The sequence below is a fragment of the Sphingomonas panacis genome (assembly GCF_001717955.1).
Lineage (GTDB): Bacteria > Pseudomonadota > Alphaproteobacteria > Sphingomonadales > Sphingomonadaceae > Sphingomonas > Sphingomonas panacis.
In genome coordinates this window covers 3,447,419-3,471,771 of sequence record NZ_CP014168.1, presented here as the reverse complement: position 1 = coordinate 3,471,771, position 24,353 = coordinate 3,447,419, and the positions used below count along the sequence as shown (strand labels likewise).

The 24,353-nt window shown below is 63.5% G+C and carries 23 protein-coding genes and 1 pseudogene; 9 read left to right on the top strand and 15 right to left on the bottom strand.

Annotation, left to right across the window (positions count from 1 at the left end; translation table 11 throughout):
* The first annotated feature begins 9 nt into the window (after positions 1 to 9).
* From J0A91_RS15810 to J0A91_RS25070, 5 genes and pseudogenes are all read left to right on the top strand, one after another.
* Entirely contained in the window at positions 10 to 1,887 is a 1,878-nt protein-coding gene (locus tag J0A91_RS15810; protein WP_069205714.1) for a hydantoinase B/oxoprolinase family protein, read from the top strand.
* Between the two features lie 377 nt (positions 1,888 to 2,264).
* Positions 2,265 to 3,713: an NAD-dependent succinate-semialdehyde dehydrogenase gene (locus tag J0A91_RS15805; RefSeq protein WP_069205713.1), complete on the top strand. Its 1,449-nt coding sequence runs from the start codon at positions 2,265 to 2,267 to the stop codon at positions 3,711 to 3,713.
* Between the two features lie 82 nt (positions 3,714 to 3,795).
* Positions 3,796 to 4,233, top strand: coding sequence for a pseudoazurin (locus J0A91_RS15800; RefSeq protein ID WP_069205712.1), 438 nt, complete (start codon positions 3,796 to 3,798; stop codon positions 4,231 to 4,233).
* 12 nt (positions 4,234 to 4,245) lie between these two features.
* Positions 4,246 to 4,575, top strand: a pseudogene (locus tag J0A91_RS15795) (transposase); the annotation flags it as partial.
* Between the two features lie 11 nt (positions 4,576 to 4,586).
* Positions 4,587 to 4,715: a hypothetical protein gene (locus J0A91_RS25070; RefSeq protein ID WP_276204575.1), complete on the top strand. Its 129-nt coding sequence runs from the start codon at positions 4,587 to 4,589 to the stop codon at positions 4,713 to 4,715.
* A gap of 151 nt (positions 4,716 to 4,866) precedes the next feature.
* On the opposite strand, the gene J0A91_RS15790 is transcribed toward J0A91_RS25070, so the two are convergent.
* The 4 genes from J0A91_RS15790 to J0A91_RS15775 form a co-directional block, all read right to left on the bottom strand.
* On the bottom strand, positions 4,867 to 8,076 hold the full coding sequence (locus tag J0A91_RS15790; protein WP_069205711.1) for an efflux RND transporter permease subunit: 3,210 nt from the start codon (positions 8,074 to 8,076) through the stop codon (positions 4,867 to 4,869).
* A 3-nt stretch (positions 8,077 to 8,079) separates the two neighbouring features.
* A complete protein-coding gene (locus tag J0A91_RS15785; protein WP_069205710.1) occupies positions 8,080 to 9,234 on the bottom strand; it encodes an efflux RND transporter periplasmic adaptor subunit in 1,155 nt (384 codons plus the stop codon).
* Positions 9,231 to 10,496 carry a TolC family protein gene (locus tag J0A91_RS15780; protein WP_069205709.1) on the bottom strand — a complete coding sequence of 422 codons (1,266 nt, stop codon included), beginning with the start codon at positions 10,494 to 10,496 and terminating at the stop codon, positions 9,231 to 9,233. Before J0A91_RS15780 ends, J0A91_RS15785 begins: the two co-directional genes overlap by 4 nt.
* Before the next feature lie 63 nt (positions 10,497 to 10,559).
* Entirely contained in the window at positions 10,560 to 10,937 is a 378-nt protein-coding gene (locus J0A91_RS15775) for a hypothetical protein (protein WP_150126938.1), read from the bottom strand.
* Positions 10,938 to 11,128: 191 nt separating this feature from the next.
* Here J0A91_RS15775 and J0A91_RS15770 point away from each other — a divergent pair, with 191 nt between their 5' ends.
* Both J0A91_RS15770 and J0A91_RS15765 read left to right on the top strand, forming a co-directional pair.
* Positions 11,129 to 11,332, top strand: a complete 204-nt coding sequence (locus J0A91_RS15770; RefSeq protein ID WP_069207391.1) for a DUF5818 domain-containing protein — start codon at positions 11,129 to 11,131, stop codon at positions 11,330 to 11,332.
* A 169-nt stretch (positions 11,333 to 11,501) separates the two neighbouring features.
* A complete protein-coding gene (locus tag J0A91_RS15765; protein ID WP_069205707.1) occupies positions 11,502 to 12,743 on the top strand; it encodes a VWA domain-containing protein in 1,242 nt (413 codons plus the stop codon).
* Positions 12,744 to 13,030: 287 nt separating this feature from the next.
* On the opposite strand, the gene J0A91_RS24870 is transcribed toward J0A91_RS15765, so the two are convergent.
* Entirely contained in the window at positions 13,031 to 13,237 is a 207-nt protein-coding gene (locus J0A91_RS24870; RefSeq protein ID WP_240502297.1) for an alkaline phosphatase family protein, read from the bottom strand.
* 229 nt (positions 13,238 to 13,466) lie between these two features.
* Here J0A91_RS24870 and J0A91_RS15755 point away from each other — a divergent pair, with 229 nt between their 5' ends.
* Positions 13,467 to 14,423 carry a sugar phosphate isomerase/epimerase family protein gene (locus tag J0A91_RS15755; RefSeq protein WP_069205705.1) on the top strand — a complete coding sequence of 319 codons (957 nt, stop codon included), beginning with the start codon at positions 13,467 to 13,469 and terminating at the stop codon, positions 14,421 to 14,423.
* A gap of 19 nt (positions 14,424 to 14,442) precedes the next feature.
* Positions 14,443 to 15,366 carry a sugar phosphate isomerase/epimerase family protein gene (locus J0A91_RS15750; RefSeq protein ID WP_069205704.1) on the top strand — a complete coding sequence of 308 codons (924 nt, stop codon included), beginning with the start codon at positions 14,443 to 14,445 and terminating at the stop codon, positions 15,364 to 15,366.
* A gap of 266 nt (positions 15,367 to 15,632) precedes the next feature.
* On the opposite strand, the gene J0A91_RS15745 is transcribed toward J0A91_RS15750, so the two are convergent.
* The 10 genes from J0A91_RS15745 to J0A91_RS15700 form a co-directional block, all read right to left on the bottom strand.
* Positions 15,633 to 16,331, bottom strand: coding sequence for a YoaK family protein (locus J0A91_RS15745; RefSeq protein ID WP_069207390.1), 699 nt, complete (start codon positions 16,329 to 16,331; stop codon positions 15,633 to 15,635).
* Positions 16,332 to 16,335: 4 nt separating this feature from the next.
* Positions 16,336 to 17,736: an alginate export family protein gene (locus J0A91_RS15740; protein WP_069205703.1), complete on the bottom strand. Its 1,401-nt coding sequence runs from the start codon at positions 17,734 to 17,736 to the stop codon at positions 16,336 to 16,338.
* Positions 17,729 to 18,151 (bottom strand): DoxX family protein, encoded by a 423-nt coding sequence (locus tag J0A91_RS15735; RefSeq protein ID WP_069205702.1) that lies wholly within the window; start codon positions 18,149 to 18,151, stop codon positions 17,729 to 17,731. The genes J0A91_RS15740 and J0A91_RS15735 overlap by 8 nt, the downstream gene beginning before the upstream one ends.
* Positions 18,148 to 19,044, bottom strand: coding sequence for a VOC family protein (locus tag J0A91_RS15730; RefSeq protein WP_069207389.1), 897 nt, complete (start codon positions 19,042 to 19,044; stop codon positions 18,148 to 18,150). Before J0A91_RS15730 ends, J0A91_RS15735 begins: the two co-directional genes overlap by 4 nt.
* 25 nt (positions 19,045 to 19,069) lie before the next feature.
* Positions 19,070 to 20,914: an amidohydrolase gene (locus J0A91_RS15725; protein WP_069205701.1), complete on the bottom strand. Its 1,845-nt coding sequence runs from the start codon at positions 20,912 to 20,914 to the stop codon at positions 19,070 to 19,072.
* Between the two features lie 2 nt (positions 20,915 to 20,916).
* Positions 20,917 to 21,171, bottom strand: coding sequence for a DUF1427 family protein (locus J0A91_RS15720; RefSeq protein ID WP_069205700.1), 255 nt, complete (start codon positions 21,169 to 21,171; stop codon positions 20,917 to 20,919).
* Between the two features lie 28 nt (positions 21,172 to 21,199).
* Entirely contained in the window at positions 21,200 to 22,036 is an 837-nt protein-coding gene (locus J0A91_RS15715) for an alpha/beta fold hydrolase (protein ID WP_069205699.1), read from the bottom strand.
* A gap of 36 nt (positions 22,037 to 22,072) precedes the next feature.
* Complete coding sequence (locus J0A91_RS15710; protein WP_069205698.1) at positions 22,073 to 22,735, bottom strand: hydrolase; 663 nt, start codon at positions 22,733 to 22,735, stop codon at positions 22,073 to 22,075.
* Between the two features lie 46 nt (positions 22,736 to 22,781).
* The gene (locus J0A91_RS15705) at positions 22,782 to 23,378 is read right to left on the bottom strand and encodes a helix-turn-helix domain-containing protein (RefSeq protein WP_083224707.1); all 597 of its coding nucleotides are present in this window, start codon (positions 23,376 to 23,378) and stop codon (positions 22,782 to 22,784) included.
* 326 nt (positions 23,379 to 23,704) lie between these two features.
* Positions 23,705 to 24,334, bottom strand: coding sequence for a response regulator (locus J0A91_RS15700; RefSeq protein ID WP_240502038.1), 630 nt, complete (start codon positions 24,332 to 24,334; stop codon positions 23,705 to 23,707).
* Positions 24,335 to 24,353 lie beyond the last annotated feature (19 nt).

Here is a 24,353-nt window from a genome sequence, read left to right as displayed (position 1 = left end):
GACGCCAAGATGCCCGCACGGATCATCCAGACCAACGAAGCGGCCTTCGAGAAGAAGGTCATCGACCCCGTTACCCTAGACATCATCGAGAATGCGCTGCGCAATGCCCGCGTCGAGATGGACGCCACGCTGGTGCGCACGGCGATGTCGCCGGGCATTCGCGAGCAGGGTGACGCCTTTCCGCTGATCGCCGACCACAAGGGGCGTATGATCGTCGGCCAGTTCGGGTCATACATCGGCCCGTTCCTCGACGGCTATGAAGGCACCGTGGAAGAGGGCGATCTCATCATGCTGTCCGATCCATATTCGGTCGGCGGCGCGGTCAGCCACAGCAACGACTGGCTGGTGCTGCTGCCGGTGTTCAAGGACGGACGTCTGATCGCCTATACCTCGATGTTCGGCCACCAGTCCGACATCGGCGGCATGGTCGCCGGCTCGATGCCGATCGTCGCGACCTCGATCTTCCAGGAGGGGGTCCGCATCCCGCCGGTAAAGATCTACAAGCAAGGCGTTTACAACGAAGACGTCATCAAGCTCATCATGCATCAGGTCCGCACGCCGGATTGGTGCAAGGCCGATCTCAATGCGCTGATCGCCTCGTGCCGCGTGGCCTCGCGCCGGGTGATCGAGATGGCCGGCCGCTTCGGCGACGATGTGTTCGTCTCCGCTTGCGAAGAACTGCTGGCGCGCAACCACAAGGCGATGAGCCAGCTGATCGACACTGCCATCAGCGAAGAGAAGGTAAGCTTCGAGGATTATATCTGCGACGACGGTATGGGGTACGGACCATACAAGATCAAATGCACGATGTGGCGCGAGAATGGCCGGGTGGTCCTGGATTTTGACGGCACAGACCCGCAATCTAAGGCCTCGATCAACTTTTTTCTGAATGAAAACATGATGCGCATGTTCTTCGGAATCTACATGATCATGGTATTCGACCCGCAGATATTGTTTAACGACGGGTATTACGACCTGATCGATGTTCGCATTCCGGAAGGCTCGCTGCTCAAGCCGCGCTTCCCGGCGGCGCTGTCCGGCCGCACCCACGCGCTGGGCCGCATGTTCGACATTCTGGGCGGTCTGCTCGGCCAGAAGACGCCTGAGTTCCTCACGGCGGCGGGTTTCTCGTCCAGCCCGCATTTGTTCTATTCCGGGTTCGACAAGGCCGGCGAATACTTCCAATTGTTCCAGATCGGTTTTGGCGGCATTCCCGGCCGCCCGTTGGGTGACGGACCGGATGGTCACTCGCTGTTCCCCAACTTCACCAACGTACCCAACGAGTTCCTCGAACGATACTTCCCGCTGGTGATCGAGCGCTACGAAACCGTCGCGGACTCTGGCGGTGCCGGATTGCATCGCGGCGGCAACGGCATCCTGATGTCGTATCGGTTCCTCGAAAATGGCAAGATCGCGATCCACGACGACCGCTGGTTCGTGCCTCCCTGGGGCGTCAACGGCGGCGCGCCGGGAGCGCGAGCGCGCAAGATCTTGGAGAAACCCGATGGTTCGCAGACCATCGTCGGCAACAAGATTGAGGACCTGGAGGTCGAGGCGAACGATGTGCTGCACTTCATCACCTGGGGCGGTGGCGGCTGGGGTGATCCCTTCGATCGCGATCCGGCTCTGGTGGCCAAGGAGATCGAGCAGGGGCTGGTAACGATCGAGGGCGCGAAGGCCTATGGCGTGGTGATCGCAGTTGACGGCACCGTCAATGACCCGGCCACCCGAGCGCTTCGCGACCAACTGCGCAATGAGCGTGGCGAAGTCTCGGTGTTTGACTTTGGCCCCGACATCGAAACTCTGCGCCGACAGTGCGAAGATGAAACCGGTCTACCTGCTCCGCGTGCGCCGCAATGGGACATCTACGCCGAGGCGGCGGAGTAGCTGAGAAGCCCGAAAGACCGGGAACTTTGTTGCCTGTCGGCGTTCGTCAAGCGGGGGAGGCCGTCACTCGACGCAAGGCGATGGTTGAGGCGGTTGCTGGAGAGCTCGGTCGCAATCGGATGAACGTCAGGGTGGGAGCTTCACCATCTCTATTTTGGCATGTTCGGCGCGCGCGCCTTCTCGGCAATCATCAATCCATCGCAGGGACGCATTATTAGAAGTGGGATTCGCCGGATGCCGGTCGGTGATACTGGGCGAGGCTCGCGTTCCGGGAATACGAATGTCCTGCACAGTGTCCATCGAGGCGCGCTATCTCGGCGCACGCAAGGCGCTGATCGCGCAGCCAGTACCGCTCATGTTTTGAAAAGGAGTTTTCCGTGGGTTTGTCATTAAGGGATCCGTCGCTCCTGAAGGATCAATGCTTCATCGGCGGCACCTGGATTGGGGTGCCCGAAGTTGATGTCACAGATCCGGCGAGCGGCGAGAAGATCGCCGCGGTGCCGAACTTCGCGGCCCGCGAAACGCGGCAAGCCATCGAGACCGCAGACAGGGCGCTGCCCGAATGGCGCAGCCGCACGGCGGCACAGCGATCAGCGATATTGCGGCGGTGGTTCGAGGCAATTGTCGACGCCACCGAAGACCTGGCGCTCATTCTGAGCAGTGAGCAAGGTAAGCCGATCGCCGAAGCTCGTAGTGAAATCACCTATGCCGCCAGCTTCATCGAATGGTTCGCAGAAGAAGGGAAAAGAACCTATGGCGAGGTCATCCCAAGCCCGCGCGCCGACGCGCGGATCGTCGTGATCCAGCAGCCGATCGGTGTGACAGCCGCAATCACACCCTGGAATTTCCCGGCAGCCATGATCACGCGCAAGGCGGGACCAGCACTGGCGGCAGGGTGCACGATGGTGCTGAAACCGGCGATGCAGACGCCGTTGACGGCATTGGCGCTGGCCGCGCTCGCGCAGCGCAGTGGTATCCCGGATGGTGTATTCAACGTCGTGACGGGACGCGCACGTGATATCGGCGGCGAACTGACGTCCAACCCCACGGTGCGCAAGATCAGCTTTACCGGATCGACCGAGGTTGGCCGCCTGTTGCTTCAACAGGGCGCTGCAACGGTGAAAAAGATGTCGATGGAACTTGGAGGGAATGCCCCCTTTATCGTGTTCGATGACGCGGACATCGACGCCGCCGTCGAAGGTGCGATGCTGTCGAAATATCGCAACAGCGGCCAAACGTGTGTTTGTGTGAACCGGATATATGTTCAGCGCAGCGTCTTGGACGAATTCGTGGCGAAATTGGCGAAGGCTGCCGCAGGCTTGCGTGTCGGGCGCGGAACCGATGCTGGTGTAACACAAGGTCCGCTGATCGACGCTGCAGCGGTGAGCAAGGTCGAAGAGCATGTAGCCGACGCGCTGGCGAAAGGCGCAAAACTCGCGTTGGGCGGCAAACGGCATACTCTGGGCGGGACTTTCTTCGAACCGACGGTGCTGGTGGACTGTTCCGCAGATATGCTCGTCGCGCATGAGGAAACGTTCGGACCGGTAGCATCCATCTTCGCTTTCGACGAGGAAGAGGAGGCGCTGCGGCTTGCCAATGCTAGCGAGTTCGGGCTGGCCGGGTATTTTTACAGTCGGGATATCGGCCGGGTGTGGCGTGTCGCCGAGGCCCTCGAATGCGGGATGGTCGGCATCAACACCGGGTTGATTTCGAACGAGGTCTCGCCTTTCGGAGGAATCAAGCAATCCGGCATAGGGCGAGAGGGGGCGTCACATGGCATCTCCGAATATCTCGAGGTGAAATACCTTTGCATGGCCGGGGTCTAGATCTCGCTGCGTGCAATATTCAATCTGCTCATGAGATCCGCTTGATATCGGTTGCCAGAACGTACCGAACACGAGGTATTTAATGTCGTACCGCTTTATTATTTATTCTCTTTTTCCTCTAATGTTGGCCGCTCCAGGTTTTTCCAGGACATTAGAGGTGAAGATGAAAACCGCTGGAGCCGCCGGTATGATGGTCTTCGAACCGGCCTTCATTCAGGCATCGCCCGGGGACACGGTGCGCTTTGTTCCCACGGATCCGAGCCACAACGCGCAGACTATCGACGCCATGTGGCCAGCCGGCGTGCCACCGATTATAGGGTCGGTGAATAAAGCGGTCGATATCAAAGTCACGAAAGCCGGTCTTTATGGCATCAAATGCAAACCGCACTTCGCGATGGGAATGGTTGCGTTGATCAAGGTGGGGGCTGGGCCGTCGCCAAACGCTGCGGTGGCAAACAGCGTCAAACTTCCACCTTTGGCCGCCAAGCGTATGGCGCCAATGCTCGCGAAGGCGAAGTAAGTCTCGTCAGCGATGAGCGACGTTCGCCTGATGTTGCAGGATCATCATTGGAAGCGGCCGGCTGATAATCGCCTGTTTAGGGAGGCGGTCTTTTGGCTAGCTCAGACGGGTTCGCCGTGGCGCGATCTGCCGGTGATCTTCAGCAAGTGGAACAGCGCCTTTGTTCGATTTTCGCGCTGGTCCAAAGACGGCGTGCGGGATCATCTTTTCGCCGCCATGAAGAGCCGGATTTCGAATACGTCCTGATCGACTCCACTGTCTTCCGCGCGCATCAGCATGCGGCAGGCAAAAAAGGGATCTGAAGCTCGTGCGATGGATCGCTCGCGCCGCGGATTGGCCACATGGAGCAGAGCATGGCGAAGCGGCTGTTTTTCGTACCGTGGCAAGCAACGTCCCCGGTGGGCGTCGCGGCGCTCGAACGGTTCGCCCATGACGGCGTGGCCCACGTCGATGCGCCGTCATCTGCCGGTATCAGCGTGTAGCGCACGGCATGCATTTGCATGTCGTTCATACCACCCGGTTCCGCGGGGTTGGGAAGCGCGCCAGATAAAGGCGGCCATTACCGCGCCGTCTGCGCCGTGCTCCTCGAGCAGAGTCACGCACGTCGCCCATCATGGCCGCTTATGTGTGTTCTCAATGAAGAGGGGCTGTCGGATCGGACCGGCTCCCGCGACGCGTGCCATCCCCGAAGCGCGCGTAGAGCGTGGGTAGGGCGAACAGGGTTAGCAATGTCGCCGTGATCAGGCCACCGATCACGACCGTCGCCAACGGCTTCTGCACCTCGGCGCCGGCACCATGACCGAGTGCCATCGGAACGAAGCCAAGGCTCGCGACCAGCGCGGTCATGGCGACAGGGCGGAACCTCGCGAGCGCTCCCTCATGCGCAGCGCGAGCGCGATCCATTCCCTTCGCCAGCAGGTCATGGATCGAGGTCACCATCACCAAGCCGTTGAGGACGGAGATGCCGGACAGAGCGATGAACCCGACCGCTGCCGAAACCGAAAAGGGCATGCCGCGCAGGAACAGCCCGAGTACCCCGCCGACCAGCGCCAGCGGCACCCCAGTAAACACGATGATCGCGTCACGCACGGAGCCGAGCGCGCCGTACAGCAGCAACAGGATGACGACGAAGCATATCGGCACAACCAGCGCGAGGCGGTCGCGCGCGGACTCGAGGTTCTCGAACTGCCCACCCCATTCGATGTACGTGCCGGGCGGCATCTTTACCTGAGCATCAATGGCGGCTCTGGCGTCGGCGACCACGCCGGCGACGTCCCGATCACGGACGTTGGCCTGGACCACCACGCGGCGTTTTCCGTTCTCGCGGCTGATCTGGTTCGGACCATCGACGACATTGATGTCTGCCACCGTCGAGAGCGGCACGAATCCACCGGCGGACGTCGGGACGGGCATCTGGGCCACCTGGGTCAGGTCCGACCGCGATGCCTCGGACAGGCGGATCACGACCGGGAAGCGGCGATCTCCCTCAAAGATCACGCCCGCCTCGCGACCGCCAATAGCCGCTGCGACGGTGTCCTGCACATCGCCGGCGGTGCCCCCGATCCGCGACATCGCCATGCGATTCGGCCTAATGTCGAGCATCGGCAAGCCCTCGGTCTGCTCGACGCGGACATCGACCGCGCCGCCTGTCTTGCGCAATATGTCGGCGATATGAGCAGCCGCCGCGTTCATGCCGCCGAAATCGTCACCGAACACCTTCACCGCGATGTCGCCGCGCACGCCCGCGATCAGCTCATTGAAGCGCATCTGGATCGGTTGAGTGATCTCGTAGGCATTGCCGGGCAGCGTAGAGAGGCGCGTCTCCATCCGCCTGACCAGCGCCTCTTTGCTCAATGACGGGTCCGGCCATTCGGCCCTGGGTCTAAGGATGACGAAAGTGTCTGTCGCGTTGGGCGGCATCGGATCACTGGCGATCTCGGATGTGCCGGTGCGCGAAAAGGCGAAGCGAACTTCGGGCTGGCGGGAGAGCACCTTCTCAACCTGGAACTGCATGGCCTGGCTTTGATCGACGGACGTGCCCGGAATGCGAACCGCTTGTACGAGGATATTCCCCTCGTCGAGCTGGGGGAGAAACTCCTGCCCCAGCGTCGTGAAGGCGACGCCTGCAACCGCAAGCGCGCCGAGTGCGCTGCCGAGCGTCACGCTTGGGCGTCGCATCGCGACGTCGAGCCCCGGTTCATAGCGGCGGCGCAACCACGTGAGGACGCGGCTCTCCTCCTTATCGACAGACTTGCTGAGCCACACCGCAGTCGCGGCCGGAACGAACGTCATCGAGAGGATAAAGGCGACGACCAGCGCGATGATGACGGTGAGCGCCATCGGCTCGAACATCTTGCCCTCGACGCCGGTGAAGGTGAGCAGCGGCGCATAAACGAGGATGATGATCGCCTGACCATATACCGAGGGGCGGATCATCTCGCGGGCCGAAGCCGCCACGATGGCGAGCCGATCCTCGAGAGGCATTGGGCCTTCGCGGCCGTGCTGCGCATCCCCGAGACGGCGCAGGGCATTTTCGACGATGATCACCGCGCCATCGACGATCAGGCCGAAGTCCAGCGCGCCGAGACTCATCAGGTTCGCGGACACGCCGGCCTTGAGCATGCCGATAGTGGTCAGCAGCATCGTGATCGGGATCACGAGCGCCGCGATCAGCGCGGCCCGGAAATTGCCGAGCAGAACGAAGAGCACGACGACGACAAGCACCGCACCCTCGGCGAGATTGCGCGCGACGGTCGTGATCGTCGCGTTCACGAGTTCCGTGCGGTTGAGCACTGGCTTGACCACGACGTCGATCGGCAGCGCCCGCCCGATTTCGATCAGCCGCTGGCCCACGCCTGTAGAGACTGTTCGGCTATTCTCGCCGATCCGCATCACCGCGGTGCCGACGACGACTTCATGTCCGTTCTCCGAAGCGGACCCCATCCGTAAAGCCTGACCAGTACGGACGACGGCGATCTGGCTGAGCAGGACCGGCACGCTCTCACGCGTGGCGATCACGGTGCGCGCCAGTTCATCGACATTGCGGATGCGCCCATCGGCCCGAACCGCGAGGCCCTCGCCGTTGCGATCGACGACACCTGCGCCCACGCTGGTGTTATTGCGCTCGAGCGCGGTCGCGAGATCCTGCAGCGTAATGTGCATGGCGGCCATGCGCTGGATGTCGGGCACGACCAGGTACTGCTTGGTGTATCCGCCAAGGCTGTCGATGCCGGCGAGGCCGGGCGTGCCCTTGAGCTGTGGCGTGACGATCCAGTCCTGGACCGTGCGCAGATAGGTAGCCTTGTCCGCCTCGCTGACGAGGTGATCGCCCTCAGGCGTGATGTAGCTGCCGTCCTTCTGGAGGCCCGGCTCTCCGAGCAGATGGCTGTCCTTGCCGAGTTCGCGAAACTCGACCGTCCACATGAAGATATCGCCGAGCCCGGTCGCAATCGGCCCCATTTCTGGATGTACGCCATCGGGCAGGCTCTCCTGAGCCGTCCGCAATCGCTCGGCGACCTGCTGCCGCGCGAAATAGACGTCGGTGCTCTCATCGAAAACGGCGGTGACCTGCGCGAATCCGTTGCGGCTAAGCGAGCGGGTATATTCGAGCCCCGGGATGCCCGCGAGCGCGGTCTCGACCGTGAAGGCGACCTGCTTCTCGATCTGGTCGGGGGACAGCGCCGGGGCAACGACGTTGATCTGGACCTGGTTGTTGGTGATGTCGGGGACGGCGTCGATAGGAAGGCGCTGAATGGCGAAGGCGCCGGCGAATGCCGCTGCGATGGTCAGAAACAGGACGAGCCAACGCTTCTCGACGGCAAAGGTGACGATGCGACCCAGCATGGTTCAGTCCTCGTCCCTGGCTTCGCTCTTGCCGAGTTCGGACTTGAGCGTGAACGAATTCGTGGACGCGATGCGTTCATCGCCGGTGAGGCCCGACGTGACTGTGATCGATCCCCCGTTGGTGCGCCCGAGGGTCACCGGCGTCGCCTTGAAACCGGTGGCCGTCCGCACGAAAACATAGGGCCTGCCGCTGATCATCTGCACGGCGGCGGACGGCACCGCGACGCTGCGATTGCCTGCGGCGGGGAGCAGGACCGAGACGCTGACATTCTCGCCCACGCGCCACGTCCCACCCGCATTGTCGATGCTTGCGATCACCGGCACCAGGCGCGTGGTCTCGTCAAGGATTGGGGACACCAAGGTCACGCGACCTTCCTGGTGCCGGCCTGCGGACGTCACCTCAATCCTGGCACCTGGCCTTACCCGCCCCGCGTCAGCCGGAACCAGCGACATCGTCACCGAGACCTTGGCGAGATTGGCGACACGGAACAGCTCGGCATCAGCCGGAATCTGCTGGCCGAGTGTCGCCGACCGGGCAATGACCTCGCCCGCGATCGGCGCGCGGACGGCAATCCGGTTGAGCGCACCACCATTGCCGCCGGTGGCGGAAAGCCGCTGGCGAGCAAGGCGTAGCGCTATGTTCGCCTCTATTGCAGCCGTGCGCGCGGCAACGATATCCTGCTCCGGCGACACCCGCTCGGCGAACAGGCGCTGCTCGCGCCGAAGGTTCGTGCTGGCAAGCGCGGCTCGCGCCCGGGCCGCTTCGACTTCGGCGTTCAGCGAAGCGGCCTCCCGGCTCTCGATCACCGCCAGCGTGTCGCCACGACCGACCGCCTGGCCGAGATTTCGGGTCAGCGACACGAGGCGCCCACCGATCGGCGCGGACACGACCTGCACGCCTTGCGGGTCGCCCTCGATCGTTGCCGGCAACTCGATGGCGCCGGCGACGCCGCCTACGGTGGGCCGGGTCACTTCGATGCCGGCATCGGAGATTTGCTGGCCGGACAGAACAGCGATCTGCGGATCTCCCGGAGCGGCTTTCTTTTCGCCACGGTCCTCCGTTGCCGACGTGTCGCTGGCCTTGGGCGAGCGGCCGCAGCCGCCCACAGCCAGCGCGATGGTGGCGGGCACGAGGGCGCGCAGCAAGGTAGGATTCATCGATCGTCGTCCTTGGGCGAGGGCGCGGTTGCAGCGAGACGCTCAAGCCGTGTGCGCGCGAGGTGATACACGGTGAGCGCGTCGATCGCGGCGGTCCGTGTTTGCGCAAGAGTGCGTTCTGCATCGAGCAGGTCGAGCTGACCGAATTTGCCTTCGCGGTACCCGATACGCGCAATCCGGGTGGCTTCCTGAGCGGCAACGAGCGCTGGACCGATAGCGTTCGACGCGGCCGCCTGTGCGTTCGCGAGGTCCGCCTGCGCCTGCGCAACCTGTTGCTCGGCGTCGAGCATCGCGGAACGGCGCTCGGCGTCCACCTTGTCGCGTTCCGCTGTCCTCTGCGCAATCGCGGCCGATCCGCCGTTGAAGAGCGGCAGGGGAACCGAGACCCCGAACACCGCCGCGACGCTATTGGTGGCGGGAAGCCTTCGCACCCCGGTGCTGACGGTGACGTCAGGAATACGCTGAGAGCGGGCAAGCCGAAGTTGTGCCTCCGCAGTGCGGCGGTCCGCTGTAGCTGCCGCGACCGATAGACTCGTCATTCCATCCCGTGGCTGCGGCGGACCATAGGCATCAATGCGGTCGAACCAGTCTTGATCAAGCCGACCGGAAACGGGCTGGCCTAGCCTACGTTCGAGATTCGCCCGCGCCAGCGTTGCGAGGCGCTGCGACTTCTGGACGTCCGCTTCGGCCGCGATTCGCAGGACGTCGGCACGCTGCTGCTCCAACGGCGAAGCCTTGCCGGCCTCGACCCTCACTTGGGCGGCATGCGCCGTTTCACCGGCGATGCGAGCCTGTTGGCGCGCGGCGCCGAGGCGGCGCTCGGCGGAGACGGTCTCAACATAGGCATCGGTGACGCTCTCCCGAAGGTCCGCCTCGGCAATAGCCTGGTCGATGCCGGCCCGCCCACGCTGCGATACCGCCACCGCGATCCGGGCCGGACGCTTGCCGCCAAGTTCGAGCGGTAGACCGATGCCGACCGTCTGTTTGGGAGCTTCAATGATATTGTATGCCCGGGAGCCTCCGACATTTTCAATGTCCGCACTCACGGTCGGGTTGGGGCGCAAGCCGGCGACACGCTGCCCGGCGTCGGCGGCGCGAACCCCCGCGTTGGCTGCGTCCAACGACGGCGCATTGGCGTGAGCGAGTTCGAGCGCTTGGGTGAGGGTAAGGACTGGCCCGTCCGGCGGACTACCGGATGTTTGTGCTTGCGCCGTCGAGGCGCAAGCGGTCACGGCCAGAACGGCCGCGATCACGCGATGCATGGTGGTATGCTCCTGACGTAAGGGATCAGCCGCGCGGATAGAGCCGGCGGCGGGATGTCTGCGTCAGGCTCGGGGTGGACGAAGGAGCTCGGCCGGGTCGGCTGTGGCGAGTTTCGGTGCGCGATTGCCCACAAGCGGCTGGGCAACGTGCTCACTGAGCGGCAAGCGCTCGGCTGTGGCCGGAACGCCTACGCTATGATCGTGGCAGGCTGCATGATGATGAGGATATCTTGTGTCGGCATCCGCCGGCACTTCGTCGCCGTCGCCGGCCCAATGGCCGGCATCGTCCATCTGGACCGTCCCGACCGGAGCGAAGGAGTCGATCGCATGCGCCGTCGTCTGTCCGCTGGCCGAGATGGCGAGAAGGAAGCCGAGGAAAAGCGTGGCGAGCTTATGCACGACGCCCTTATACAGGATATGGAGATGATTGTCGTGCCTCACGCTGGCCAAAACCCTCATGGGGTGGCTGACGCCCGTAAATTGACGAGTCCCGACGCAATTCCCGCCGGTGGCGTGATGTGCGACATTCTGCATGCGCAGTGGGATCGCATCGCCGTCACGACGTCAGACAGGCGATCATCGCGCCCCACGATGCCTTGCGGTCTGACGCGATCAATCGGTATCGCGAGCGAATGGACCCCATCGGAAGCCGCATCGACGAAACCGGTACGCTGATTCGCGACGGCAGCGGCTTCTATCTTCGCCGCGACCTCGGTGGTCGTTACGCACTGGAACTGCGTCGCGTGCCGGTCGACTTCGTCGAAAAGCGCGTGCGGGTGATCGGCACGCTCGTGGCCGACAATCTCGTATCGGCCGATGGCGTTGGTCCGGCTTAGCCTCCGGGCGTGGCAACTTCGACGACGCGCTGGGCCTTTCAGGCACAGTGCTTTACCGACACTTTGATCGTGATGGAGCGGAGGCGCGAGCTCTGGGTTAAGCGAAAGGGCGTCGACACGGCGCCGCGTCAGTGATTACGCCAATTCGGCGCTCGTGGAGAAGATAGATATGCAGCGCGTCACCAAAGGGGCCAACACCATCGTGCCGGCCACCATCATCCAACCGAGCGTCCTCTTTGCCGGCGGTAGCGCCGACGTGTCGGCCTACATCCTCGACGGTACCGGCAAGGTGCGCGGTGACGAGGACATGATTTTCTTCAACCAGCCCGCCACCCGGGATGGGTCGGTTTCGCTGAGCGGCGCGAACTTCACGATCGACCTTTCGAAGATCGCCGCCGATATCGAGCGCATCGCAATTTGCGCGGTTCCCGAGCAGGGCACCGTTGCCGATCTCAAGCGCATCGATCTTGAAGCACCCGGCGTCGTCGCTTTCAGTCAGGACACGGCTGGCATGAGCGAGGCCGCGGTCATCATCGGCGAATTCTATCGGCGCGGCGGCGACTGGAAGTTCCGCGCCATCGCGCAAGGCTTCAATGGCGGCCTCGCGCCGCTGTCCCGCCATTTCGGCATCGACGTTGCCGATGAACCCGCTGCGAGCGCGGCACCGGTGCCCGCGCCCTCGAAGGTCGATCTGCGCAAGCAGCGAATCGTCAGCCTCGAAAAGCGCGATCCGAAGCTCGTCAGTCTCGCCAAGGCCGCAGCGGTCAGCCTCGAGAAGAAATCGCTGTCCGGGGCAACCGCCAAGGTTGTGCTGGTGCTCGATATTTCGGGATCGATGTACGACCGGTATCAAAGCGGCGAGGTCGATCGGCTCGTCCAGCGTGTCCTCGCACTCGGCCTCAACATGGATGATGACGGTTCGATCGAGGTTTATGCCTTCGGGACGGGGGCCTACCGGATCGGCACTGCGGACATCGACACCTATCAGGATTTCGTTCCCAACATGCTCCGCACGCACGATCTTGAAGGATCCACGCATTATGGCGCGACCATCAAGATGATCCGGCAGGATTTCGCCTCGCAGCCCGACTTCGGCCGCGTTCCCGTCTATGTGATGTTCGTCACCGATGGCGATACGATGGACCGCTCGCTCACCGAGAAGCAGATCCGCGAAGCGTCGTCGCAGGGCATATTCTGGCAGTTCATGGGTATCGGCGGTAGCGGCCTGCGATCCAGCGGGTTCAAATTCCTTGAGAAGCTCGACGATCTCAAAGGGCGCAAAGTCGATAATTGCGACTTCTTTTCGGTGCCGAGCGCAGACAGCGACACCGACACCGAACTCTACGACAAGCTGATGAGCGAATATCCGGGATGGCTTAAGGCGGCCGCCGCAGCCGGCATTTTGCCCTGACGCCGGACACGGTTATCGGAAAGGGGCGTGGCAGGTACGGGCGAGTCGCCGCGCCACGCTGTCAGACCCGCTTGCGGCTGCCTTTCTCCTGCGCCGGCTGCTGTTGATCCGCGCCTGGCATCTCCGGGGCGGGCAGGGTCGCGATGTTGCGATGGGCGAGTTGGAGCATCGTGGTCGTCTCCGGCAAACGGGTGAACGCGACGGAGGCTGATCAAAGCGAAACGCCGCAGTCAGGTCGCCGAAGGCGGTACGCCGCCACGGCGTGATGTTCGGTTCGATGACGCCGGTCACCTGTTCGAGGAACTGCAACACCGAGGGTGGTCGAACGGCTGCAAACCCAGCCGCCCACCGTCCACGACAAGACGACAATGCACGGCACCCGGAAGCTGCCACCCAATCGGCAGGCCGCCGATGAATTCGCGGGCGGTACCCTCAGGTGGCACCGGCGGCGGCACGTGATCGAACAGTCCGTCATTCTCGTCGTAGTTGAGGATGAACGCGGTCTTCGCCCAGACTTCCGGGTTGGCGGCGAGTGCGTTAAGCCCGGCGCCGACATATTAGTATGATAGTTCTTGTTTTAATGAATTGTTTTGGGGTAGCACGTTGCTCAATGTCCGGTCACGAGCCTGACCGCCTGAGCGTCGTCACATCTCGTAGCGATCGCCAACCAAGAACGAGGCCGCGCTTTTCCGACGCGGTCGCCCGAGGAGCCTGCGTTTAACCATGAAGACAGACGCGATCGCGATAAGCCTCGATCTGATCAATCGCCATCACCAGGAACCCAACCGGAACCGGTACGAAAGCCGGTATTTCTGGGAAGAGCTTTACACGCTGATCGCCGCGTCCGGTTTCTCGGGGGTCGAGATTCCCTATGAGCCGGTTTGGCAGTTCGGGGGGCGCAGCGGCGTGCCGTTCAACCGCTATTGCGTGAACACCAAATACGGCAGCGCGGCCAAATATCGCGCGCTGCTGAGCGCAAGTGGCATACACCATGTTACCGGCATAACCTTCGATCCCAACCTGTTCATGCGCAACGACAATCTGGATTTCTACTTCGGGGCGACGGGCCATTTCGCGAACGAGGGGTTAGCCCATGCAGCGGACATGGGGGCCGAATATTTCGCCATCAGCCCTTCGCCTTATTATGGGCGGATCGCGCAGTACCATCCCGACCTGGAGATCATGAAGGAGGCCTTTGCAGAGCGCACAATCGCGCTGCTTGGAGGGCTTGCCGCCAAGGCGGGAGAACTCGGGGTCACGCTCGTGCTTCGCAACGAGTATTGGAGCCTGTTCGGCGGCGAGCGGATCTTGGCGCTGGCCGATGCCCTGCCCGACGCTGTGAAGCTGGACCTCGACATGGCCAGCCTGGCCGTCGCTGGCATCTCGCCGACGGACTTCCTCGAGGCGCAGATTGCCCGGATCGGCTGCGTGCATCTGACCGATACCAGCTTCGTCGATACGCAAGAGGTCTGGAAAACGCCCAACCCCGAGTTCCCGCGCGATCATGCGACGCAGGTTTTCCGCGATCCGGGGACCGGGTCGGTCGATCTGGTGAAAATCGCTGCCCTGCTCGACACGCTGAAATATCGAGGACCGGTCACCTGTAGCGCTCGCCAGACGAGAGATCCGTTTCGTGCGCTGCTGAGAACCCGCGCCTTGCTCAACCAATTTCCGAAATAAGACGGACGGAGACTCCGCGATGCCCAATATTCGCTATGCCAATATGTGCCACTGGAAATCCATCCCGTACCAGAGGATCGCAAATTTTCGCGAGTTCTACTACGAAGACAAGACAAATAGTGCCTATTATTCCGACTGGGATAATATCCTGAAATACCAATCTGCACTCGGCTTCGAGGGAATCGAAATCGCGCCGTGGGATTTGGCGGACATCTTACCGCTGTTCGGCTCGCCGGAGAACTTCACGCAGTTCGCGAAGGATCGCGGCGTGAGCGTGATCGGGATGTTCCACGGCGCGCACGCCTCCCATCAGCAGGATCATTTCGACGAGGCCGTTCGCGCCGGGCGCGAGGCGGTCGATACGATCGTGCAATTCGGCGGCACCTACATGAACACCTGCCCGACGCAGAATTATTACGGGACGGGGCCGCTCAGCCGGGAAGAGGTACAGCAATGCGCCAAGGTTATGAACGAGATCGGCCGCTATGCGACCGATCATGGCGTAAAGATCGGCCTGCACAACGAGTTCTTCTGCGCGATCAATCTGCCGAACCACCGCGAACTGATCGAGTCGACTGACCCGAAGCTGGTTCATTACTGCATCGACACCGCCCAGATAGCGATTCTGGGCGAGGATCCGCTGAAGTTCTACGAGGACTATCACGACCGGATCAGCACGTTTCACCTTAAGGATACCGCTTCGGCAAGACTGCCGGACAGCGTCCGCTATGCGCAGGACCCGGAGATCACCGATGACGGCACACGCTGGTTCTGGGAGCCGGGGCAGGGCGAGCTTGATCTGAAAGGTCTCTATCGCCTGCTCAAGCAGCACGAGTTCAAGGGCTGGATGTCAATCGAATACGACGGCTCGCCTGACATGCTCGCTTCGATGGCGATGACGCGATATTACCTCGATAACGAGTTGCGACCGATCTACGACTGAGCGCCGCGCCGTGGTGACGGTTTAAGGTTTTGAGATCCTCAAGCGATCTGAAATAGGATTCGCGGCTGATTTTTGGAGATCAGTGATGGATGCGATGCACTTGAGGGTGAGCAACCGGAACGACTCTAAGGGTTCGTACCCGGTGGGGCGAAGGATAAACCTGGGCCGCGCACCGACAACCGGAACGTCTGCAAGTGCTGTGGATGGCCGTCGCACGTGCTGAGCCGTGCGTACTGGCGCCGCTCAGGGTCTGCCGAAGGGCACACTCATGCCGCCAGCGGGCGGGCAGTATCGGCGTGACGCGCGGCGATGAGCGTGGCGGACAGGATCAACGCGGCCGCGAGAGCCAGCGGCGCGGCCAGCCCGACGTGCTTTAGCAGTACGGCGCCCACGGTCGCGCCGGCGAGCAGGCCGAGGATGCTCGCGCCGCGCCGCTTCCAATTGATGTTGCCGCCGCCGGCGAGCGTTGAATCGGCCGCGAGTCCCGTGATCGTCATCGTCAGCACGGTCGTGGTGAGGTCCGGGACTTTCAGTTGGCGCACGGTGGCGTTGCGAAAACCCATCGCGATCGCGGTCAGGCTGACGATCGCTGCGACACGCAATGGCGGCTGCGCGGCGATATCAAAGCCGATCGCGACGATGGCACCAAGTGCAAGCAGCGAGGCCTCGACCAGCGCCGAGATCAGCAGCCATTGGCGAAGCGGCTTGCCGACGAAGCGCCGGCCAGTGCGTCCGGCCACCACCGCGCCCGCCATGAATGTCGCGATGGCGAGCAGGTATATGGGGGCGTTGAAACCGGGAAGGTCAGCCGCTGCGAAGCCCAGGAACACGACGTTGCCGGTCATGTTGGCGGTGAACACCTTGCCCAGTCCCAATACGCTTGCCGCGTCGACGAGCCCCGTGGTGGCGGAAAGGAAGATGAGCAGTGGCGGCAATGGGGCGGGGCTGTTCGCCAAGGTCGATATCCTTTCAGAACCGGAAGTTGCTTTCGAGGCCGAGCATTGTGATCGTTCGCGCCGATCCGGTGGCGCGAATAAACCCACCCGGCACGAAGGCGGAGAGCGACGCGGACACTTCCCATTGGGCGGTGGCTTGCCACGCGATCACAGCTTCCGCCTCCTTGCCGACAAAGCGGGCACGAACTGTCCCCGGCGCGCGGATCAGGTTACCGGGAATATCATAGACGCCATCTCCCCGGGAGGCGCGCCAATACGCCATACCGGCCAATGTCGCGGACACGCCCCCGCCTAAAGACGCCGATGCTTGCGGGTTGACGTTGATCAGATTGTACGGGCCGACGGGCGAGAGCTCGCCGAAATATTTCCCCTTTGGGAACAGCGCGTTGAACGTTCCGAGCCGTCGATCGTCGGGATTGCGGTCGCCGCTGGCATAGTTCACCCGCATCACCAGATCGGGGCTGAAGCGGGTGGCGGGGAAGCGCCGGCCCAATTCCGTTCCCAATGTCCAGGCGCCGATCGGCTCGCCGGCGAAGCGGCCGAACTGGGCCACACCCTCGACATTCCAGTGCCAGGTGCGCAGGTCGCCGAACCAGCGGACGCCGACGCTGTGGCGCAACTCGCGCCCGGTCCGGGCGCCGAAGGTCGCGGCGGAATTGCGATAGCCGAGATAATATAGATCGAATCCCGCAGGGCCGACCGGGATCGTCGCATACGCCCCCCACAATGATTTGGTGTGCGACCGACGATCATCGAATGTGCCGGGCCCAGGCTGGACCGGACGCACCGCGAGCAGGCTCACGATCGCGCCGTTCAGCGACGCGAGCGCGCGAAACCCGTCAAATGCGAGCGGGACGTTGGGGCCGTAGCGCGTGCCGATCAGTCGTTCGGTGCCGAGCGACAGCATCTGGCGTCCCGCACGCAGAGTTACCCCGGCCCCGTCGGTATCGCCCGTCTTCGCGTCGCCCAACCGGACGTCCGCGAAGCCCTGAAGCAGATCGGTGCGGGTCTGGTCGACCGGCGAAGCGGTGGGGCGCACTCCGATCGCGTAAGCAGCGATCGGCTGGACGAACGCACGGAGGCGTCCAAGATGCAGGTCGACGTGCGGGATAGCACGCACCCACACATAGCCATCGTTCGGCGCCGGTCCGCCTCCCCAAAGATTGTCGTGATACTTCTCGTTGCGAACGCGCAATTCGAACCCGGTCGTCGCATAGGCATCGTTGCCGAGGGGCACGTATTTGAAGCGTTCTGTCCAGTTCCCGGTGCGCTCCGCCGGATCGGCGAGATTGGACCAGTCCTCGTCGTACCGGGTGATCGTCAGCGTCGGAGGTTTCCACGCTTCCGGCGCGGACTGGGCGGCAGCGGGTGCGCCCAGCACGATGCCGAGTCCGATCGGGACGGTCCTACGCACGCGCGTGTCGCTTGCCGGCGATCATCGCCGCCATGACGAACGCAGCCACCAGCCCGAGATGTTCGAAGAAGTCGTTGATCGCGATGAAGCGGGCCTGACCCTGCATGGCCCAGAACGGACTCGCGATGAAAGCCGTCAACAGCGTGAAAATCCCCAGCGCCCCCGCCGCGAGCCACACCAGCCGCCCGGACAGGAGCAAAGCGGACCCGACGACCTCGATGAAGATGGTCAGCGCGGCGGTGATCTCCGGCGGATGAACGCCGAAATGCACCTGTTCGGCGATTGCCGAGGGCCAATCGCCCAGCTTGGTGACACCACCGATCAGATAGGCGCTGACCAACGCCAGCCGCGCGACGAACCATGTCGCGGGCCAGCAGAGGATGGCATCGACAAAGGTCGGCTGACCGTCGCTCACGAGGCCGTTGCCGCGTGAATTTCGGCGATATAGCCGCCGGGGAAGCGGACGATCGCGGACTGCCGCCCCGGTTCGACGTGGGCGGGAACGAGTGTCTCGACACCGGCCGCGTTCGCCTTGGACAGCGTGGCCGCGAGATCGGCAACCTCATAGCCGGTCATGTCGCGGCCGTAAGGCCAGGGCAACTGGCCATTCGACACCATCACCGTCATCCGGCCATAGCCCGAAGTCAGGCGGATTCGGCGGTAGGTGGCGTTAGGCTGGCCGATCTCGACGCCCGGCGCGACTTTGTCGTCCGACACTATTGTCGCATGCGAGAAGCGTGTCCAATGCTCGACAAACCGGTCGGCGCTATCGGCCGTCAGGTAGATCCGGTTTTCCGGCACGGTTGCGAGCGCAGGATAGTTTGGCTTGGCGGTGTGCCAGTAGAGCTGCATGTTCACGCCGCCCGGCCACTGCACCACGGCATCGCGCCCGATCGGATCGGGAAAGGTGGTCACGAGGCGCGCGGCCCCGCTCTTGACCGCGGCATCCACCGCCGCGTCCATATCGGTAACGAGATAACCGTTGCGCTCCTCGCCGAAGCCATATGGCACCGGCGTGGTGAAACCGAACACGGACAGCGAACCCGCAGGCGTCAATACGAGTTGGGACCACGTCTTGCTGCTGGTCGGCGTTACTTGAAAGGCGCCCTTCTTGGTGGCGGTGCCGCCGAAGGTGGCGAGCAGGCTTTGCACAAAGCGGTCGAAATCGTCCGGCGCGACATAGACGTGAGTCGTGTCATATTGCGGGCCGACGGCGTAGCCGGCTGCTGGCACGTCGCGCGCGAGGACGGGGGCGGCGGGCGCAGCGCCGAGCAAGGCGAGCGCGAGCAGGAATGTGGTGCGTTTCATCGTCATTCTCCTCGTCGGTTGTGAGTCAGACCGCCCAGCAACCGCAGCCGAGCGCCCCCCAGAAGGTCTGCACGTCGGCGGTTGGGGCGGACGCACCGAGCGCCGCGGCGTGATCGTGCCCGTGAACGTTGCATGCCGAGGCGCAGCCGCAGGCGTGCGCCAGCTTCGCATTCGCTTCCGGCGTGCGGTGATAGCCGCCGAACGTCGCGACCGGCGACCAGTCGGGCATGGGGCGGGGCAGTCTGGGCGCGAGATCGGCATAGTCGCCCTCGCCATGTACCACCGTGCCGCCAAGCAGGGTGAGCACCGAGCGCAGGTGTGGAATGTCGGACTCCGGCACGCTGAAATAATCGCCGGAGAGGACCGCCAGATCGGCGAGTTGCCCGGCCTTGATCTGGCCCTTCTTGCCGACCTCATTCGAGAACCACGTGTTCTCGTGAGTCCACATCGCGAGCGCCTTCTCGCGGCTGACGCGGTTGGCGCCGGGATAGAGCGACAGGCCGCCCACCGTCTTGCCCGTCACCAGCCAGTTGAGTGACACCCACGGGTTGTAGCTCGCGACGCGAGTGGCGTCGGTGCCACCGCCCACCGGCAGCCCGGCCGCCAGCATCTTAGCGATGGGCGGTGTGCGCTCGGCAGCGCGGGCGCCGTAGCGTTCGACGAAATACTCTCCCTGATAAGCCATGCGGTGCTGGACGGCGATGCCGCCGCCCAAGGCTGCGATCCGATCAATGTTGCGGTCGCTGATCGTCTCGCAATGGTCGAAAAACCAATGGATGCCGTCGAAGGGGATGTCGCGCGACACCTTCTCGTACACGTCGAGAGCGCGGCCGACCGTCTGGTCGTAGGTGGCGTGAAGCCGCCACGGCCATTTGTGTTCGGCGAGCAGGCGGATGACCGGCTCGAGATCGCTCTCCATGCTCGGCGGCATGTCGGGGCGCTCCACTCGGAAGTCTTCGAAATCCGCCGCCGAATACACGAGCATCTCGCCCGCGCCGTTATGCCGGTAGCTGTCGTCACCCTGGCCCGGCGTGACCTGTTTCACCCAGCCGGCGAAGTCGGCAAGCTCCTCCTTGGGTTTCTGCGTGAACAGATTGTAGCTGATCCGCACGGTCAGTTGCCCGTCGTCGTGCAGCTTCTCGATGATTGCATAGTCGTCCGGATAGTTCTGGAATCCGCCGCCCGCGTCGATCACGCCGGTCACGCCGAGCGAATTCATCTCGCGCATGAAATGCCGGGTCGAGTTGAGCTGGTACTCCGGCGGCAGCTTCGGCCCCTTGGCGAGAGTCGCGTAGAGGATCGTCGCATTGGGCTGCGCGAGCAGCAGGCCGGTCGGGTTGCCGGCCGCGTCGCGCACGATCTCGCCACCCGGCGGATTGGGTGTGTCCTTGGTATAGCCTACCGCCCGCAGCGCGGCGGCGTTGAGCAAGGCGCGGTCGTAGAGGTGGAGGATGAAGACGGGCGTGTCCGGCGCGACCGCATTCAGTTCGGCGATCGTCGGCAGCCGCTTCTCGGCGAATTGATGTTCCGTGAAGCCGCCGACGACCCGCACCCACTGCGGCGCGGGCGTGTTGTCGACCTGGCGCTTGAGCATCGCCATCGCTTCGGAGAGGCTTGGCACACCGTCCCAGCGCAGCTCCATGTTGTAGTTCAGCCCGCCACGGATGATGTGCATGTGGCTGTCGATCAACCCGGGAATGACGCGCCGACCCTTCGCGTCGATCACCTGCGCCTGAGGCGCGGCGGCGCGCACGTCCTGCTCGGTGCCGACGGCGAGGAACTTGCCGTCGCGGATCGCGACCGCCTGGGCCTGCGGGTTTTCCCGGTCGAGTGTCGCGATCTTGGCGTTGACGAGGATCAGATCGGTCATGGTCATGCTTTTCGCTGGGTATCGGGATCGCCGGGCAGCCGGCCGAGGACAGGTTCGGTGCAAGCGGCGCTCACCGCCTGCGCCGCGGGCTGACCACCGATGACTCGCTTGACGACAGGCACGATCTGCTCGCCCAGCAGAATGCCGAGCAGACCGATCAGTGCGATCACCGGCGGCGCCGGGGATTTGACGTTAAGAAGGCTGTAGACGATGCCGACCAGGAGGCCGGCGCCGAGTGACAGGAGGTAGGGCTTCATTGCGAGGCTCCTCGCGCATAAGCGTGGATCAACCGCGCACGAAGGCGAGCAAATCGGGGTTGATGACATCGCCGTTCACCGTCAGCATGCCGTGCGGATAGCCAGGATAGATCTTGAGCGTGGCGTTCGGCAGCAGCTCGGCCTGCTTCACCGCCGCGTTCTTGTACGGCACCACCTGATCGTCATCGCCCTGCAGCACGAGCGTCGGCACCGTGATCGCTTTCAGATCCTCCGTCTGGTCGGTCTCCGAAAAGGCTTTGATGCCGGCGTAATGGGCCTGTGCGCTGCCCATCATGCCCTGACGCCACCAATTGTCGACCACTGCCTCGATCACCTTGGCGCCCGGGCGGTTGAAGCCGTAGAACGGGCCGGCGGCGAAATCCCGAAACATCGCGGCGCGATTGTCCGCCAGCGCCTGACGGATGCCGTCGAGAAATTCGATGGGAAGGCCATCCGGATTGTTCGGCGCCTTGACCATGATCGGCGGGACCGAGCTGACCAATACCGCCTTGGCGACGCGGCCATTCGGCTGGCCATGTCTCGCCACGTAGCGCGCGACTTCGCCGCCACCGGTCGAGTGGCCGATATGAACGGCGTTGCGCAGATCGAGATGATCGGCAACCGCCGCCGCGTCGGATGCATAATGATCCATGTCGTGGCCGGTGCCGATCTGCGACGAGCGGCCATGTCCGCGGCGGTCATGTGCGACGACGCGGTAGCCGTTGTTGAGGAAGAACAACATCTGCCCGTCCCAATCGTCGGACGACAGCGGCCAGCCGTGGTGGAACATGATCGGTTGGGCCTCTTTGGAACCCCAGTCCTTGTAAAAGATATCGGCGCCATCCTGCGTCGTGACAAAGCTCATCGAGACGTTCCTTCCGTGAAGATGGTTCAACTGAATTCAGGCGTGTCCGCCCTCGGACGCACCAAACATCGTCTTGGCGTAGGTGACGCCGAGCCCGTAGGCGCCGCCCCATTTCGTCGCGATGCCGGTGGTGGACTCGTAGGTTTCCGTCCGCGCCCAGTCGCGCTGGAGTTCGAGCAGGTACTGAAGCGACGTCATCGGCTTCGCGCCGAGCTGGATCATGCGCTGGACGGCGCGGTCGTGCGCTTCGATCGAAATGTCGCCGCAGGCATCTGCGATGAAATAGCAGTCGAAGCCCTGATCGATCGCCGACGCGACCGGCCCGACGATGCAGACGCTGGTCCACAGGCCCGCAAAGACGATCCGGTCTTTCGCCAATCGGTTGACCTCGGCGATGACTGCGGTGTCCTCCCAGGTGTTCATGCTCGTGCGATCGAGCATCGGCTGCCCGTCGAACGCTTCGACGATCTCGTCGAACATCGGGCCGGAGAAGCTCTTCTCCGCCACCGTGGTCAGGACCGTCGGCACGGCGAAAGACTTGGCCGCGCGGCTGACCAGCGCGGCGTTGTTCCGCAACAGTTCGGCGCCGATCGATTTGGTCGCAAACGCCATCTGCGATTGGAAGTCGATCAGGATCAGAATGTGGTCGTGCGGCGACAGCAGCGATTTCCCGGGCGTCGCGGTGGCGGTGATGGACATCTGGCGATCTTTCGAGGTTGAGGAATGATGCGGAGCGGGCGCTGCGCTAGACGTGCGCGACTGATGAGGATGACAGATGCGCCCAATTGCGCCGCCAATTGAGCGGCGTCTCGCCGACCCGTCGCCGGAACAGGCGGGTGAGGTGGGCCTGGTCGGTAAGGCCGCACGTGATGGCGATCTGACTGAGCGGATCGCGGGTGCGCAGCATCAACGACTGCGCGCGCCGTACCCGTCGCCGTATCAGAAAGTTATGCGGGGTCTCGCCGACGCTGACCTTGAACGCGCGACAGAAATGCCCGGTGCTGAGCCGGACGATCTCAGCCAGCGTTTCCACCGTCACAGGGCCAGCCAGCCACGCTTCGACATGCTCGGCGACGCGGCGTATCTGCCATGACGCCAGTCCGCCCTTGATCATTCTGCGGTCCAGTACGTCCGGCGGCATCGCCGGCAGGAGGATGCTGTCAACGGCCGGGTCATTGACGGTGAGGAGAGCCTCGAGCCGATCCAGGTACGCGCGCGCGGCCTCGGGGTCATGTTCAAGGGTGCGGCGGGCATGCGCGAGCAATTCTCTCGGGCAATGCGGCATGGTTCCCAAAGCCGTGGGATGCGGACGCGCGCTGGGTTGCGGCAGCGCGGTCAGCATCGGGTAGCTCCACCGAACAAGGCTCGCTCCGGTCGAGTTGAGTCGCGCTTCGGTCGCGGTTTGGGGCCGGTTTCGAACATGAGGGCGACTGTACCGGCAATCAGCCCTGCGACGATCTCGAAAGGGGGGACCGCGACACCCGCTTTCGGGTATTTCAGCGCATCGGCACGCGATCCGCTGGGCGCGCAAAGGCCCGGAGGTTGTGCGGAGTTACGAGGCGCACCGACGTTCCAGCGTCGGCGCGCGCCTCGCCGGCAGTCGCTCGACCATTTCGCCAGCCGTTAACCGCCCGCGATGATGTCTTTCGGAAGAGGCGCGCTCGGGCGCTATAGATCGATAAGGCCGCGCTTCGCCGCGATGGTGACGGCATGGGTCCGATCGGCGGCCCCGAGCTTCGAGAACAGCGCCTTCATGTGCGCTTTCACCGTGTCTTCCGATATGCCGAGCCGAAAGGCGATCTGCTTGTTCGAATTGCCCTGCGCCGCCAGCGACAGGACGGCGATTTCCCGCTCGCTCGGCGCTTCCGATACGACGTGGAGCGCGATGTCCGTCGCGATATGTGCGTCGAGATGCTTGCCGCCGGCGTGAACCGAGCGGATCGCTTGGAGCAAATCCTTGCGCAGGCTGCTCTTGAGGAGATAGCCGGCCGCACCGGCACGAAGCGCGCGGAGTGCATGCGCGTCGCCGTCATATGTCGTCAGTACGACGATTCGCGCGCCGGGCGATCGTTTACGGATCGCGGTGATGGCCTGATCGCCGCTGAGCCCGGGCATCTGCAGGTCCATCAAGACGACGTCCGGCATCAACTCTGCATGAAGGCGGATCGCTGCGTCGCCCGATTCCGCCTCACCGACCACACGCATGTCGGGCTGGGTCTCGACCACCGCTCGCACGCCTTCGCGCAGGAACGGATGGTCGTCGACGACGAGAATGCGGATCGCGGCGGGAGTTGGCACCAAGGGACCTTTTTGCAGG

What these genes read in the sequence shown, in the direction of transcription:
- J0A91_RS25070 (WP_276204575.1), top strand. Translation starts at nt 4,587, where the DNA reads ATGGCGAAGCGGCTGTTTTTCGTACCGTGGCAAGCAACGTCCCCGGTG.
- J0A91_RS15770 (WP_069207391.1), top strand. Translation starts at nt 11,129, where the DNA reads ATGGACCCCATCGGAAGCCGCATCGACGAAACCGGTACGCTGATTCGC.
- J0A91_RS15725 (WP_069205701.1), bottom strand. Translation starts at nt 20,914, where the DNA reads ATGACCGATCTGATCCTCGTCAACGCCAAGATCGCGACACTCGACCGG.
- J0A91_RS15800 (WP_069205712.1), top strand. Translation starts at nt 3,796, where the DNA reads ATGTCGTACCGCTTTATTATTTATTCTCTTTTTCCTCTAATGTTGGCC.
- J0A91_RS15730 (WP_069207389.1), bottom strand. Translation starts at nt 19,044, where the DNA reads ATGAAACGCACCACATTCCTGCTCGCGCTCGCCTTGCTCGGCGCTGCG.
- J0A91_RS15720 (WP_069205700.1), bottom strand. Translation starts at nt 21,171, where the DNA reads ATGAAGCCCTACCTCCTGTCACTCGGCGCCGGCCTCCTGGTCGGCATC.
- J0A91_RS15755 (WP_069205705.1), top strand. Translation starts at nt 13,467, where the DNA reads ATGAAGACAGACGCGATCGCGATAAGCCTCGATCTGATCAATCGCCAT.
- J0A91_RS15710 (WP_069205698.1), bottom strand. Translation starts at nt 22,735, where the DNA reads ATGTCCATCACCGCCACCGCGACGCCCGGGAAATCGCTGCTGTCGCCG.
- J0A91_RS15750 (WP_069205704.1), top strand. Translation starts at nt 14,443, where the DNA reads ATGCCCAATATTCGCTATGCCAATATGTGCCACTGGAAATCCATCCCG.
- J0A91_RS15785 (WP_069205710.1), bottom strand. Translation starts at nt 9,234, where the DNA reads ATGAATCCTACCTTGCTGCGCGCCCTCGTGCCCGCCACCATCGCGCTG.
- J0A91_RS15715 (WP_069205699.1), bottom strand. Translation starts at nt 22,036, where the DNA reads ATGAGCTTTGTCACGACGCAGGATGGCGCCGATATCTTTTACAAGGAC.
- J0A91_RS15790 (WP_069205711.1), bottom strand. Translation starts at nt 8,076, where the DNA reads ATGCTGGGTCGCATCGTCACCTTTGCCGTCGAGAAGCGTTGGCTCGTC.
- J0A91_RS15810 (WP_069205714.1), top strand. Translation starts at nt 10, where the DNA reads ATGCCCGCACGGATCATCCAGACCAACGAAGCGGCCTTCGAGAAGAAG.
- J0A91_RS15765 (WP_069205707.1), top strand. Translation starts at nt 11,502, where the DNA reads ATGCAGCGCGTCACCAAAGGGGCCAACACCATCGTGCCGGCCACCATC.
- J0A91_RS15705 (WP_083224707.1), bottom strand. Translation starts at nt 23,378, where the DNA reads ATGCTGACCGCGCTGCCGCAACCCAGCGCGCGTCCGCATCCCACGGCT.
- J0A91_RS15780 (WP_069205709.1), bottom strand. Translation starts at nt 10,496, where the DNA reads ATGCATCGCGTGATCGCGGCCGTTCTGGCCGTGACCGCTTGCGCCTCG.